Source organism: Rhodanobacter sp. FW510-R10 (genome assembly GCF_058781105.1).
In genome coordinates this window covers 2,044,692-2,058,636 of sequence record NZ_JBYSWL010000001.1, presented here as the reverse complement: position 1 = coordinate 2,058,636, position 13,945 = coordinate 2,044,692, and the positions used below count along the sequence as shown (strand labels likewise).

The following is a 13,945-nucleotide window of genomic DNA, read 5'->3' as shown; positions in this document are numbered from 1 at the left end:
GCGGCTCAGAGCCAGAACAGGTGCACGCCGACGAACAATGCACCCAAGACGAGCAAGATCGCGAGTGCGCAAAGCGCCAGGTGCACATAACCCAGCACCAGCCCGGCCAAGGCCATGCCGTCGCCGGCCTGCGGCGGGGCACGCCGAATCTCGCCGCGGGCCAGGTGCCCGCAGATCACCGCGACCAGGGCGCCGACAAAGGGCAACAGGAACCAGGTCAAGATACCGAAGACGAGGCTGACCACGGCCAATGCATTGGTTGGCGCGCTCAGCGACGAAGCGACTGGCTCGGACATGGCGGCAGCACTCCTGGCATCGTGGCAACGGGCCTGCAATGTCCCGGATGGGACACCTGACAATGCGCCGGACCGGTACCTGGCCGCAGCCATCCATGGCATACGGCAAAGGCCGGCTAGACGTCGAACTTGATGCCCTGGGCCAGCGGCAGCGCATCCGAATAATTGACCGTGTTGGTCTGCCGACGCATGTAGACTTTCCAGGCATCGGACCCGGATTCACGGCCGCCGCCGGTTTCCTTCTCGCCGCCGAACGCGCCGCCAATCTCCGCACCGCTGGTGCCAATGTTGACGTTGGCGATGCCGCAATCGGAACCCGCCGCAGACAGGTACTGCTCCGCTGCCTTCAGGTCGCGCGTGAAGATCGCGGAGGACAGGCCCTGCGGCGCGTCGTTCTGCATCGCGATCGCTTCGTCCAGCGTCTTGAACGGCATGACGTAGAGGATGGGCGCAAATGTCTCGGTCTGCACGATCGCGTCGGAATTCCTGAGCCCGGTGATGATCGTCGGCAGCACGAAGTTGCCCTGGCGCTCGCCGAGCACCTTGCCACCGCTGCGTACCACGCCGCCGGCCGCCTTGGCCGTATCGATCGCCGCGGCATACGCGCGTACCGCGTCCGCGCTGTTCAGCGGCCCCATCAAGGTGGTGGACAGCGTCGGGTCGCCAATCTTGGCCTCGACCTGGTGATAGGCCTTGACCAGGCGCGCGACCACGTCGTCGTGGATCGACTCGTGCACGAACACGCGCCGCGTGGTCGTGCAGCGCTGGCCCGCCGTGCCGACCGCGCCAAACACGATGGCCGGTATCGCCAGCTTCAGCTCGGCGCTCGCGTCGACGATGATCGCGTTGTTGCCGCCCATTTCCAGCAACGAGCGGCCCAGGCGCTTGGCTACGCGCTCGCCCACCGCGCGGCCAACCTTGGTCGAACCGGTGAAGCTGATGAGGGCGATGCGCCGATCATCGACGAAGGCCTTGGCCAGCGCATCGCCGGCATCGTTGAACAGGAAGAACAGGTCCGGGAAACCGTGCCCGGCAAGCGCCTCGTTGCAGATGCGCATGGCCGCCACGGCCGACAGCGGCGTCTTCGGCGAGGGTTTCCAGATGCAGATGTCACCGCACACTGCTGCCAGCATGGCGTTCCAGGCCCACACCGCAACCGGGAAGTTGAACGCGCTGATGATGCCAACCAGACCGAGTGGATGGTACTGGTCGTACATGCGGTGACCCGGCCGCTCCGAGTGCATGGTGTAGCCATACAGCATGCGGCTCTGGCCGACGGCGAGATCGGCAATGTCGATCATCTCCTGCACTTCGCCATCGCCTTCGGGCTTGATCTTGCCCATCTCCAAGGCCACCAGGGAACCCAGTGCATCCTTGTGCTTGCGCAGCGCCTCGGCGCACAGCCGCACCGCCTCGCCGCGCCGCGGCGCCGGCGTGGCACGCCACAGCGCAAACGCCGCCTGCGCGCGCTCGACCAGCTTGGCGTAGTCCGCCGCGCTGGAGGCATAGACCGCCGCGATCACCTCGCCAGTGGCAGGGTTGATGGGCCGCAGCACGCCGGCGTCGGTGGTCTGCGACCACTCGCCCTGGCCCAGATAGGTACCGGACTGCTCGCTCGCCAAGCCCAGTGCGGCAAGGATGGCATGGTGCGCCCCACCCTCATAGGCGGTGTGACCGCTCGACTCGACTTCGGAAAGGACTGCATTGGACATATCGACTCCTGAAACTGGCCCGCGCCCAGGGCGCGATGAACTGGAATTCACTGTCGCCATTCTAGCAGTTCGCCCCCCGGGTTCCCCGGACCGGACTCGCCTGGCAGCCGCGCCGTCGTGCCAACGTTTCAATTTGCCAGGTCCCCTTTAATATAGGGTCGGCATTGCGCCCTCGTAGCTCAGTTGGATAGAGCGGTCCCCTCCTAAGGGACAGGTCGGACGTTCGAATCGTCTCGAGGGCACCAATCCCACTTGCGCTACCCCGGCTGCCATACCGGCCGGCGCGTGCCGTACCGGCTCAGGAGCTGCAGGAAAGCATGGAGCTGCCAGCGCGGTGGCGGGCCCAGTCCGGACGCTTGCCCGCGTAAGCCTCGCGGCCGGGCTGCTCGTCGTAAGGATGGCGCATGACCTCCAGCAGCTCATGCACGCCGCCCAGGTCGCCAGCCGTGGCGCGATCGATCGCCTGCTGGGCCAGGTAGTTGCGCAGCACGTAACGCGGGTTGGCCGCATGCATCTGCGCCTGGCGTTGCGCGCCCGACTGCGGGTCGGTCGCGAGTCGCGCGGCGTAGCGGGCGAGCCAATCGTTGAGTGCCGGCCCAGCGCTCCGGCGCTTGGCCGCGTCGTAGAAGGCATCCTCCATCGGCGCCAGCGACGGCGCCCGTGGCTCCACCTCGGCCAGGGCGCGAAACCACAGCGTCATGTCGATCTCGGCCGAGTGCATGAGCGAGTGCAGGTCCTGCATCAGGGCCAGGTCGTCGCCACGGCACTCGGCCAGGCCCAGCTTGGCCGCGACGTGCCCGCGCTCGGCGGCGGCATAGGCCTGGGCATAACGGTCCAAGCCGGCCTGCAGCGGGGCCGTGCCCGCAAACAGCGGGGACAGGGCGCCGGCCAGGCAGCCCAGGTTCCACCAGGCGACTTCGCGCTGCTGGCCGTAGCGGTAGCGCCGGCGCCTGGCGTCGGTGGTGTTCGGGGTCCAATCGGGATCGTAATCATCGACCCAGCCATACGGGCCGTAATCCATGGTGAGGCCCAGGGTCGACATGTTGTCGGTGTTCATGACCCCGTGCACGAAGCCCACGCGCATCCACTGCGCAACCATCTGCGCCGTGCGCTCGCACACCTGGCCAAACCATTCGGCATACAACGCCTCGCCGCTGCCGCCGAGCTCCGGGGCGTCACGGCGTATCGTGAAATCGAGGAGTTGGCGCAACAAGGCGACGTCGCCGCGCGAGGCCGGCAGCTCGAAACTGCCAAAGCGGATGAACGAGGGCGCGAGCCGGCACACGATCGCGCCCGGCTCGGGTGCGCGGTTGCCGTCATAGAACATGTCGCGCACCACCTGCTCGCCGGTGCCAATCAGGCACAGCGCGCGCGTCGTCGGCACGCCCAGGTGATGCATGGCCTCGCTGCACAGGAACTCGCGGATGGAGGAACGCAGCACCGCGCGTCCGTCCGCACCGCGCGAGTAGGGCGTGCGCCCGGCACCCTTGAGCTGCAGCTCCCAGCGCTCGCCCGCGCAATTGACCACCTCGCCCAGCGTGAGCACGCGTCCATCCCCAAGCTGCCCGGCCCAGTTGCCGAACTGGTGCCCACCATAGTTCGCGGCATAGGGCTGCATGCCATCGAGCAAGGCGTTGCCGCCAAACACCTGGGCAAATTCCGGCGTGGCGAGGTCGGCCGCGGTCAAGTCGAGCAGCACCGCCGCGTCGGCCGAAGTCGCCAACACGGTAGGTGCCCGCACCGGGGTGGGCGCGACTGGCGAATACATCGCAGCTTCCACGAGGCGCGGCCCAGCGCCCTGCCCGGTGTCGGCAGGCAGTTCACGGACGAAACGGTTGTCAAATTGCAGCGTGCGCATGTCCTGCCTATATGCCGGCGCGGACCTGGCCATGCAAGGGCGCGCGGATCGCCTCAGCGTGCGAATACCCTGGCCAACTCCGCCGCTGCCAGCTGGCGCCAGTTGCCGGGTGGCAGTTCGCCAAGTACGAGGTCGCCGATGGCGGCGCGGTGCAAGGTCTCGACGCGATTGCCGAGGGCGCCGAACATTCGGCGCACCTGGTGGTAGCGCCCCTCGGTGAGCGTCACCCGCGCCGTGTGCGGGCCCATCGCCTGGAACTTCGCGGGGGCCAGCGGCGTGGCTTCACCATCCAGCAGCAACGTGCCGCTGGCGAACACCGCGGCCTCATCACCGCGCAGGTCCTGCGCCAGGGTGGCAACGTAGACCTTGCGCACTTGCGAGGTGGGCGCGATGACCCGGTGCAACAAGGCGCCATCGTCGGTGAGCAGCAGCAGTCCGCTGGTATCGCGGTCGAGCCGGCCGATGCTGGACAATGGCGGCCGGCGCCAGGCAAAGCGTGGCGGCAGCAAGTCGTAGACCAACTGGCCCGGGTCGCGATGCGAGCAGGTATAGCCCACCGGCTTGTGCAACATGAGGACCAGCCCGCAGCCCGGGTCGAGCGGCGCGCCATCGACACGGATCGACGCCGCCTCCACCTGGTCATCGGCGTACAACACCTCGCCATCCGCGTCAGTCACGCGGCCAGCACGGAACATCTGCGCCACTTCCTTGCGGCTGCCGTAGCCGAGGTTCGCGATCAGCCGTACCAGCCTCATGGCCTGGGCCCCTGCGCGCTGATCGCCTTGTAGCCGTCGCGCTCGGCGAGTACGTGAACCTCACCGAAGCGTGCACGCAGCAGTGACTCGTAGGGCAAGTGCCGGTTCGCCACCAGGAGCAGGCGACCACCGGCGCCCAACGCGTCGGCGGCACTGGCGATGAACGCCTGGCCGAGTTGCGGCAGGTCGGCGCGGCCCTGGTGGAACGGCGGATTGCTGACGATGGCGTCGTAGCTTTCAGGCAGACCAAGCGTCACGTCGTGCCAGCGCACGTCGCAGCGCACCGCCCGCCCCTGACCGCGCGCCTGTGCCTGCTGCAGGTTTTGCCGCGCCGGGTCCAGCGCACGCCGTTCGGCTTCGTACAGGTGCAGCACCTCGACGCGCGGACAGCGCGCCAGCACCTGCGCGCCGAGGTAGCCGTAGCCCGCGCCCAGGTCCGCGACACGGCCGGAGAGATCGGCCGGCAGCCATTCGGCCAGCAGGGCCGAGCCGCGGTCGATCCGGTCCCAGGCAAAGAGCCCGGGTCGGCTCCAGTAGCCGGCGACGGTGATCCGCGGCACATCGAGTGCCAGCCACGCATCGAGCAAGGTGCGGTCGATCGCGACCGGCTCAGGTGCGACCCAGAACACCCGGCACTTGTGTTTGGACAGATGCTGCGTCGCGCCGGCAAGCCGAGCCAGATCGGCCTCGACCGACTTCGCACCGGCATTGTTGGCAACGCAGGCGAGGAGCGTGCCGCCCGGCGCGAGATGCGTCAACGCACGCGCAAGCAGCGCACGGGTTTCCTCGCGTTGGCGGCGCGGCAGCAGCAAGACCAGCGGAAAGATCTCGTCCACGGCCGGTTCGCCCACGCGCAGGCCGCAGCGGCTGAGCTCAGCGGCAAACGGCGCAAAGCCTTGTTCGCACAGCCATCCCGGCTGCGCCAGCTCGCGCACGCGCGTGCCAGCCCGCGCGCCAAGAAACAGCACACGGCCATCAGATGGCAACTGCAGCGCGCGCCCGGCAAAGGGCAGGAACAACGCCGCGAGTGCCGCATCGGGTGCGGCGTCGGCAAAGCCGACCGCCATCACGACCTGCCCTCGCCTGCCCTCATGGCCAGCCACGCGCGGCGGTGGTCGCGGCAGCCGGCGCGGACGATGCCGCAGGCAGGCTCGCTGCGCCAGGCAGCGCGGCCGGCGCCGGCGCCGGCGTCGACCCGGCGCGCGCCGGCAACTCGGCCAGCATCTGCGCCGCCAGCGGGACGTAGCCGCCATCGAAGTGGTGGTCGCCGTTCTTGGCGTGCACCTGCACCCAGGGCGGCAGATCCGGCACCGTGCACAGGCTGTCGTCGGCGTCATCCTTGCCGTAGTAGCACACCACCGGGAACTGGTCCTGCAGCGCCTGCACGGGCGGCAGCGCCGGGTAGTCCGGCACCTTGCTGAACTTCTCCAGCAGACGCTTGGCGAACGCCAGGAAGCGGCCGCGCGCGACCATGTAGCCCTCGAACTTGATCTCGTAGCTGTAGTCGCGGCCGGGCGAGAGCAGCACGAGCTGGGCAATGCGCGCGCGGTTCGCCGGGCTCAGGCGATCGACGATGGAAGGCAGCACGTCGGCGCCGAAGGAGTACCCCACCAGCCAGATGCGCTGCTTGTGCCAGCGTGCCAGGTTCTCGGTCAGCAACGCATCCAGTTGCGCGGCGGATTCCTCGCCACTGCGCAGGCGCCAGTAATATTTGAACGCATTGACGCCCAGCACCGGCAGGCCATGCGCCGCGAACGCCCCGCCCAGCTGCTGGTCCAGGTCCGCCCAGCCGCCATCACCGGAATACACCACGACCAGCACGTCGTCGTGGCCCGACACCGGCGCCACCTGCCCCGCCGGCGGCACGACGACCGTGGCACGTTCCAGGCTGATCCGGGTGAATGGATTCCAGATGACCGCCAGGCCAAGCACGACCGCGCCAAATCCTGCCAGCATGAGTCTGCTCCTGCGTCTCACCGGCGCACCACGCCCGACAGGCCGCCGCCGATCAGGCTGGCCACGTTGGCCAGGATCATCGGCAGCGCAATGCCACCCGGTACGGCCATGTAGCGCGGCTCCCACTCCGGGTCGAACTTGTCCTTGTACTGCTGCAGGCCGCGGAAATTGTAGAAGTGCCCGCCACGGCCAAACACCATGGCGCCAAACTTGTTCCACAGCGGCGCCTGGCGCCGGTTGTGCAGGCCAGCCAGCGGCGCCATGCCGAGGTTGAACCACTCGTAGCCTTCGCCGCGCGCCCACAGCATCAGTTCGACGAAGAGGAAATCCATGATGCCGGCGGGTCCGTCCGGCAGATGGCGCATCAGGTCCACCGACGCCTCGTACTTTGTCTCGCCGAGGAACAGGTTGGCGAATGCGATCGGCCGGTCACCCTGCCAGACCACCGCCATCGGTGTGCGCACCAGATACGTCGGATCGAAGGCGCCCAGCGAGAAGCGCTTCTCGCGCACGTGCTTGTCCCGCAGCCAGGCGTCGGAGATGAGCTTCAACTGCGGCAGCAGGGGCGCGACACCTTCCGCCGGGACGATCTCCAGGCGCAGCCCATCACGGGTCAGCTTGTTCACCGTGTTGCGCAGCACCTTGCGCGACTTGCCGTCGAGGTTGAACCGCGCCAGGCGCACGCGTGCCTGCTCGCCAATCTTGAGCAGGCTCAGGCCTACCTCGAGGTACAGGTCGAGGTCGGCCTGGCTGACCTGGTAGAACACCGGCCAGCCGCCCGCACGCTCGCATTGCTCGAGGAAGGTCCACACCAGTTCACGGCGTGCCGCCTCGTCGGTGCCGACCGGGTCGCCCATCGCCACCCAGCTGCGGCCCGCGACGTCGTACATGACGAAGGCGGCATGCGTGGGATCGAACAGCAGGGTCTTGTCGCCCATGAGCGCCAGGTAGGCCTGCGTGTCCGGCGAGCGCCGGATCAAGGGCAGGGCAGCCTCGAGCTGCGCCTCGCTCGGGGCCGCCTGGGGCGGCTGGACCTGGCGGATCAGGCTGGCCAGCGCAAACAACAGGCCGGCGGCGGCGGCGGCCACCAGCGCGCGCAAGGCCCGTGGCGCGCCGCCCTGGTGGAAGCTGAATTCCCACCACAGGTCCGCGCTGTAATCCACATGTTTGTAGCTGAACAAGACCAGCCACGTCGCACAAACCAGCACGGCGACGATGGCCACGATCCAGCCAATGGAAAACCTCGTGTTGAACAGCGAGGCGCGCCGGTAGAACAGGTTGTGCGCCGGCGCGAGCGCCATGGCCAGCAGCACCAGCAGCGTGGCCTCTTCGTAATCGATGCCCTTCAACAGGGAGAACGCCGCGCCGGCGATCAAGAGCGCCAGGGTCAGCACGTAGGCCGCATCCAGGCGCCGCTGCAGGCCGCGGGCCAGGATCAGCAGCAGCATGCCGATGACGCTGGCCAGCAGGTGCGAGACTTCCAGCACCGAGAGCGGCAACACTTCGCGCAGGATGTCCATGCGCTCGGGCAACGCGCGCGTGGCGCCGGAAAACAGCAACACGGCCCCGGAAACCAGGGTCAGGCCGGCAAAGAACGAGGGCAGCAGCGCCGTGAACCAGGGCGCCCACAGCGATTTCCGGTGCAGGCTGCGTGCCTCGCGCTGCAGCACCAGCACCACCGCCGCGCACAGTGGCAGCAGGTAATAGATCACGCGGAACGCCGCCAGCGCGCCGAGCACCGGGGCGGCCAGCGCCTGGTGCCCGGTGGCGCCGAAGCCGGCCAGCATCACCGCCTCGAATACACCGAGCCCGCCCGGCACGTGGCTGACCAGGCCGGCGATCTGCGCAATGACGAAGATTGCGAGGAAATGTCCGAAGCCGTTGTCCAGCGAATCCGGCATGAGCACGTACAGCACCGCCGCGGCGAGTCCCCAATCCAGCGCGCCGACCACGATCTGGCGCACCCCCATGCCCAAGGTGGGAAAGCGCAGTTGCCAGCGCCACAGGCGCAACGGCTGGCGCAGCCACGCGGCCGCTGCCAGCCACGCGAGCGGCACCAGGGTGAGGGCGATGCCGAGGGGCAGGCCAATCCGTGCAAACGGAAGATCGGGTGGCAGGGGCACCAGCAACAAGGTCACGCCGGTCAACGCCAGCAGGCCCAGCCAGAAACTCAGCGCGCAAAACAGGACCACGCGCGCAATCTCGCCGGTCGACAACCCGTTCTGGATGTAAAAGCGATAGCGGATCGACCCGGAGACCAGCAAGGCCATGCCAATGGCATTGCTGAACGCATAGCTGATGAACGAGATCAAACCGACGCGTCGCCACGACAACTTGCGTCCAATCGAGATCACCGCATAGCGGTCGTACTGCGTCATCACGCCGTAGCCCAGCGCGGTGAGCAGCGCCGCCAGCAGGAAGCGCCCGCGCGGCAGGCCCTGCACGTATTCGCGAATCTGGTGGTAGTTCACGTCGCGCGTGAACAAGTGCAATGCCCACAACGCCAGGCACAGCATGGCAATCGACAACAATGGCGCGGCGACCCGGCGCATGAGCACCATGCCCTGTCCGGATGCCTCGACCACCGGGGCTTCGCCCCCACCTTCGACTTGCTGTATTTCCACGGTCGACCCAGTACGAAAAACGCGGCTAGTGTAGGGCCCCGCAGGCCTCCCGGCTGATTCACCCTTGCGGGCGCTGCTTTCGCTGTTGGGTCGCTGCGGTGACGCTGGCCAAGAGCTTTCGTGCGCCTGTCGGCGCGCGAGTCACTTTCTCTTTGAGTGGCCAAAGAGAAAGTAACCCAAGCGGGGTGCCCCTCTCTTTGGTTACCTTTCTCTCGGGCAAGCGAGAGAAAGTAACTCGCACGCCGGAGGCGCACGAAACGCTCTTGACCTTAGAAGACCGGCGCATGCCGAAACGAGAGCATCGCCCGTCAGCGGGCTCCCGCCCGGGATCGAGGAGGCGCGGAGCCAGTCAGGCGGCGGCGCGCACCTGGCCCAGGCGTGCCACCCAGCGGTACAGCGCCACGTTCACCGCGATGAACACCAGGCCGCCGATCCAGATCGACGCGGTGTGGAAGCCTGGGCCGGCGATGGCCAATGGCGCCGCCTCGCCGGAGAACACCACGATGGCGGCAATCACCACGCCGAGGATGCTCTCGCCCACGATCATGCCGGAGGCCAGCAGCACGCCGAGCTGCTTCACCGCCTCGGGCTTCGCCGTGCGCTCCGCGCGCCGGTCGTAGTACCAGCCGACTACCGCGCCCACCACGATCATCAGCGTGGTCGAGGTCGGCAGGTAGATGCCCAGGCCGACGGCCAGCGGCGGCAGGCGCGCGGTTTGCGCCGTGCGCCGCAGGATCTGGTCGAGCACGATCAGGCCGACGCCGATTGCCCCGCCAATGAAGATCAGGCTCCAGTCGATGTTGTCCTGCAGGACGCCCTGCGCCAGGGCGGAAATCAGGCCGGCCTGTGGCGCCGGCAACGCGCGGGCCGGATCGACACCCGGCGTACCGAGGAAACCGTAGGCCTCGTTCAACAGGTCCAGTACCGGCGGGATCACCGCCGCGCCGACGATGACGCCTACCACCAGGGCCGCCTGCTGCTTCCACGGCGTGGCATCGACCAGCTGCCCGGTCTTGAGGTCCTGCAGGTTGTTGTTGGCGATCGCGGCGACGGCAAACACCACCGAGGTGATGAACAAGGCAAAGGCGACCAGCCCCTTGCCGGAATCCGCCGAGGCCTGGGCCTGGATGCCGCCGATCAGCAGCAGGGACGCGACGATCACCACCAGGATGCCGACTCCGGACAGCGGGCTGTTGGAAGAGCCGATCAGGCCGGCCATGTAGCCGCACACCGCCGAAACCAGGAAACCCATGATCACCACGAAGACCAGGCCGCCCCCCACCAGCAGCCACAGGTGCGCACCGAGTCCGGTCTGGATGCCGAAGCTGCCAAGCAGCCAGCCGATCGGGAACAGGCATAGCAGGCTGATCAGGCTGACGATGCCCATTGGCATGTCGAGCTCGGTACGCGGCAGGGACGCGCCTTGCCCGGACTTGCGCGCCCGCGACGACGCCATGGCCGCCGCCAGGCCGCCCACCACCGGTTTGACCAGGGTGCCGAGCGTCCAGATCGCCGCCACGCCTATCGTGCCCGCGCCAATGAAGCGCACCTTGGTGCTCCACGCCGCCTGCGCGACCTCGGCCGCGCTGCCGGCCGCCGCCGCGAGCATGGTGTAGTGCGGCGCCGCCCAGCCCCACGCGATCACCGCGCCAAGCAACATGGCCATGCCGACCCGCAGCCCGACCAGGTGGCCGACCGCGAACAAGGCAAACGACAGGCTAAAGTCGTAGCCGGTGGCCGCACCGCGGTCGCCGACATGGAAATACTGCGTGACGCTGGCCGCGAACAGCTTGGTGGCTACCACGACGGCGAACACCGCCGACACCACGGTGCCGCCCACCACGGCGAGCAGGCCGGCGCGGCCACCCTCCGCGTCGGCATCGGCCTGGTGGCTGTCGCCCACCTTCAGCACCTCGGCGCAGGCCACGCCCTCGGGATACGGCAGGTCCGAGTCGGTGACCAGGGCGCGGCGCAACGGGATGGTGTACATCACGCCGAGGATGCCGCCGGTGGCGCAGATGCCGAACGTGACCCAGAACGGGAAACCGGTCCACCAGCCGACCATGATCAGGCCCGGCAGGACGAAGATGATGGAAGACAGCGTGCCGGCCGCCGAGGCCACCGTCTGCACGATGTTGTTTTCCTGCACCGTGGAATCACGCATCTTGCGCAGGATGGCCATGGAAATCACCGCGGCCGGGATCGAGGTGGCGAACGTCAGCCCAGCCTTCAGTCCAAAGAAGACGTTGGCCGCAGTGAACACCAGGGTGATCAGGATGCCGATGATCAGGCCGCGCACGGTCAATTCGGTGCGCGGTTCCACGCTGGACGGCTGTTGTGCGATCACGCGGGACCCCTGGTAGCGGCTGGATGGGCGAACAATAGCGCGTCGGCCTCCGCCGCGCGCACCTCCAATCGCCGAAGGCTTATGTCTCCGGCCCTCGATGCGGGCTACAGCGTGCGACGGCTCGCGAACTGACGCAGCTCGCCGCCCAAGGGATCGGTGAACGCCAGACCCTGGGCCAGCAGGCGCAGCGGATGGGCATGGTCGTCCGGCCGGGAGGCGTCCAGTTGCGGATACCAGGGATCGTGGCGGATCGGGGCGCCGAGCGCGGCCATGTGCACGCGCAACTGGTGCTTGCGCCCGGTGACCGGAGACAAGGCATAGCACCAGTCGCCAGGCCCGCGTTCGAGCACCTCGATCCGGGTCTCGCTGTTTGGCGCACCGGCCACTTCGGCCATGCGGAAGAACGGCTCACCACGGACCAGCCGCGAACGGCGCAGCAGCGGAAATGCCAGCCCCGGCAAGGCTGGCGCCAGGGCCAGGTAGCGCTTGGCCACCCGGCGCTCGCGAAACAAGGCCTGGTAAGCGTCACGTGTGCGCGGGTCCACTGAAAACAACACCAGCCCGGCGGTCAGGCGGTCGATGCGGTGCAGTGGCACCAGGTCGGCGATTCCAGTCTGCCGCAGCAAGCGACGCAGCAGGGTCTGCTCCACGTAATTGCCGCTCGGCATCACCGGCAGGAATGGCGGCTTGTCCGCTACCAGCAGGCGCTCGTCCTGGTACAGCACGGCCACCGCGCCGGGGATCGGCTGCTCATCCGGCACGTCCCGGTAGTAGCGGATGCGCATGCCGGGGCGGCAAGGCGTCTGCGGCGTGATCGGGATGCTGTCGGCATCCAGCACGCGGCCGTGCCGGATGCGCTCGAGCCATACCGCCTCGCCCACGCGCGGGAAATACGCGACCAGGGCAGCCCACACCGTCGGCCACGGGCCGGGGCGCAGGTGGACCGTGCTCTGGCGCGGGTCGTGCTGCACGGTGGCGGCAGGCGGGCTCATGGCCTTGCAGTCTAGTGGCGGCGAGCGGCATCCACACCCCTTCAGGGCAGGTGCTTGTCGGTCGCCTTTTGTCGCAAGGCGTTCAGCGCGGTTTGCACCAGGGGCACAAAATTGTCGTCTGCGGTGACCACGCGCTTGCGGCGCGCAAAGCGATTCAGCGCATAGGCCGCGAGCAACGCGTTCAAGACGGCAAACCAGGCAAACAGCGACCAGGGCTGCCACCAGCTCATCAGCGCGCCGGCCACCAGCGGACCCACGGCCGAACCGGTGCCGTTGACCAGCAACACGGTACTCGAGGCCGACAAGAGCTCGTCGCGATCGACGTAGTCGACCAGGTGGGCGACGGCAATCGGATACAGGGCAAAGGCCACGCCGCCAAAGGCAAACACCATCACGATGGCCAGCGCGCGGTTGTCGGCGGGCAGCATCACGTTGGCCAGGGCGACCAGCGCGGCGCAGCCGCTGATCAGGGCGATCGCCAGGCGCCGGTCGATACGGTCGGAAAACCGCCCCAACGGCCATTGCATCACCACGCCGCCGAAAATTGCGGCAGCCACATAGGTGCCGATCTCACCCGCGGCAAGGCCACGAGCCTGGGCGTAGATCGGCAGCAGGCCCCACAACGCGCCCAGCGCCAGGCCGGAAATCACCGAGGTCACCAGCGCGGTCGGGGCCAGCCGATACAGGCGGCGCAGTTGGACCTTGGGCAGGGCCTCCATGGTCGGCTGCGCCTCGCGGGTGGCGATGACCGGCAGGCCGGCGACGCAAAACAGCATGGCGACCACGCAGAACAGCACGAACGGCTCGCCCGGCAGGCGCAGGAACTGCTGGGCCACCGCCGCCGCGCCAAGGTTGAGCATCATGTACACCGCAAACACCGAACTGCGGTGCTGGCGATCGGCAGACGCATTGAGCCAGCTCTCAATGATGGCGTACAGGCCGACCAGGACCAGGCCCTGCAGGATGCGCATCAGCAGCCAGACCAGGTAGATCGAGGTGACGGCTTGCACCAGTGCGCTGAAGGTCACCAGCACGATGCAGAAGGCAAAGCTGCGGATGTGACCAATGCGGTGGGTCAGCCGCGGCACGGCATAGGTGCCCGCCAGGAAGCCGGTGTAATAGGCGGACGTCAGCACGCCAATCATGGCCACCGAGTAGCCCAGCGCATGACCATGCAAGGCCACCTGCGAGTGCAGCAAGGCCACACCCATGAGCAGGAAGACCGTGCTTGAGAGCAGCGGGGAAACGGCACGAATGATTGACAGCATGGTGCAGGCAGCGACGGGCTCCAGCGGCCATCACCCTGGCGGGCGGCGACGGGCGCGGGAGCAGGAAAGGGGCAATGGGTGGAGCTTGCCATGCGACGACCCCATGCGGGGCAGGCTCGCATGCGGACGATCGTAAC

10 protein-coding genes and 1 tRNA gene are annotated in these 13,945 nt (G+C 68.0%); 1 reads left to right on the top strand and 10 read right to left on the bottom strand.

The features are described from left to right. Nucleotides 1-5: 5 nt before the first annotated feature. Together AC3WJB_RS08900 and amaB are read right to left on the bottom strand one after the other, a co-directional pair. Nucleotides 6-296, bottom strand: a complete 291-nt coding sequence (locus tag AC3WJB_RS08900) for a DUF4190 domain-containing protein (protein WP_492680720.1) — start codon at nt 294-296, stop codon at nt 6-8. A 116-nt stretch (nt 297-412) separates the two neighbouring features. Then, nucleotides 413-2,008: an L-piperidine-6-carboxylate dehydrogenase gene (amaB, locus tag AC3WJB_RS08895; RefSeq protein ID WP_492680718.1), complete on the bottom strand. Its 1,596-nt coding sequence runs from the start codon at nt 2,006-2,008 to the stop codon at nt 413-415. 168 nt (nt 2,009-2,176) lie between these two features. Here amaB and AC3WJB_RS08890 point away from each other — a divergent pair. Further along, nucleotides 2,177-2,253, top strand: a tRNA-Arg gene (locus tag AC3WJB_RS08890). A 53-nt stretch (nt 2,254-2,306) separates the two neighbouring features. Here AC3WJB_RS08890 and AC3WJB_RS08885 read toward each other — a convergent pair. The 8 genes from AC3WJB_RS08885 to AC3WJB_RS08850 form a co-directional block, all read right to left on the bottom strand. After that, the gene (locus AC3WJB_RS08885; RefSeq protein WP_492680716.1) at nt 2,307-3,866 is read right to left on the bottom strand and encodes a protein adenylyltransferase SelO; all 1,560 of its coding nucleotides are present in this window, start codon (nt 3,864-3,866) and stop codon (nt 2,307-2,309) included. A gap of 53 nt (nt 3,867-3,919) precedes the next feature. After that, nucleotides 3,920-4,621, bottom strand: coding sequence for a pseudouridine synthase (locus AC3WJB_RS08880; RefSeq protein WP_492680714.1), 702 nt, complete (start codon nt 4,619-4,621; stop codon nt 3,920-3,922). Continuing rightward, on the bottom strand, nt 4,618-5,691 hold the full coding sequence (locus tag AC3WJB_RS08875) for a class I SAM-dependent methyltransferase (protein ID WP_492680712.1): 1,074 nt from the start codon (nt 5,689-5,691) through the stop codon (nt 4,618-4,620). The genes AC3WJB_RS08880 and AC3WJB_RS08875 overlap by 4 nt, the downstream gene beginning before the upstream one ends. A gap of 19 nt (nt 5,692-5,710) precedes the next feature. Then, on the bottom strand, nt 5,711-6,577 hold the full coding sequence (locus AC3WJB_RS08870; RefSeq protein ID WP_492680710.1) for an AcvB/VirJ family lysyl-phosphatidylglycerol hydrolase: 867 nt from the start codon (nt 6,575-6,577) through the stop codon (nt 5,711-5,713). A gap of 17 nt (nt 6,578-6,594) precedes the next feature. Further along, nucleotides 6,595-9,201, bottom strand: coding sequence for a bifunctional lysylphosphatidylglycerol flippase/synthetase MprF (mprF, locus tag AC3WJB_RS08865; RefSeq protein WP_492680708.1), 2,607 nt, complete (start codon nt 9,199-9,201; stop codon nt 6,595-6,597). 349 nt (nt 9,202-9,550) lie between these two features. Further along, nucleotides 9,551-11,548, bottom strand: a complete 1,998-nt coding sequence (locus AC3WJB_RS08860) for an OPT family oligopeptide transporter (RefSeq protein ID WP_492680706.1) — start codon at nt 11,546-11,548, stop codon at nt 9,551-9,553. Nucleotides 11,549-11,652: 104 nt separating this feature from the next. Beyond that, a complete protein-coding gene (locus AC3WJB_RS08855; RefSeq protein WP_492680704.1) occupies nt 11,653-12,540 on the bottom strand; it encodes a pseudouridine synthase in 888 nt (295 codons plus the stop codon). Nucleotides 12,541-12,581: 41 nt separating this feature from the next. Then, the gene (locus tag AC3WJB_RS08850) at nt 12,582-13,808 is read right to left on the bottom strand and encodes an MFS transporter (RefSeq protein WP_492680702.1); all 1,227 of its coding nucleotides are present in this window, start codon (nt 13,806-13,808) and stop codon (nt 12,582-12,584) included. Nucleotides 13,809-13,945: the final 137 nt, after the last annotated feature.

Coding starts and splice junctions, on each gene's coding strand:
- AC3WJB_RS08900 (WP_492680720.1), bottom strand. CDS start 296: ATGTCCGAGCCAGTCGCTTCGTCGCTGAGCGCGCCAACCAATGCATTG.
- AC3WJB_RS08870 (WP_492680710.1), bottom strand. CDS start 6,577: ATGCTGGCAGGATTTGGCGCGGTCGTGCTTGGCCTGGCGGTCATCTGG.
- AC3WJB_RS08885 (WP_492680716.1), bottom strand. CDS start 3,866: ATGCGCACGCTGCAATTTGACAACCGTTTCGTCCGTGAACTGCCTGCC.
- amaB (WP_492680718.1), bottom strand. CDS start 2,008: ATGTCCAATGCAGTCCTTTCCGAAGTCGAGTCGAGCGGTCACACCGCC.
- AC3WJB_RS08850 (WP_492680702.1), bottom strand. CDS start 13,808: ATGCTGTCAATCATTCGTGCCGTTTCCCCGCTGCTCTCAAGCACGGTC.
- AC3WJB_RS08855 (WP_492680704.1), bottom strand. CDS start 12,540: ATGAGCCCGCCTGCCGCCACCGTGCAGCACGACCCGCGCCAGAGCACG.
- AC3WJB_RS08880 (WP_492680714.1), bottom strand. CDS start 4,621: ATGAGGCTGGTACGGCTGATCGCGAACCTCGGCTACGGCAGCCGCAAG.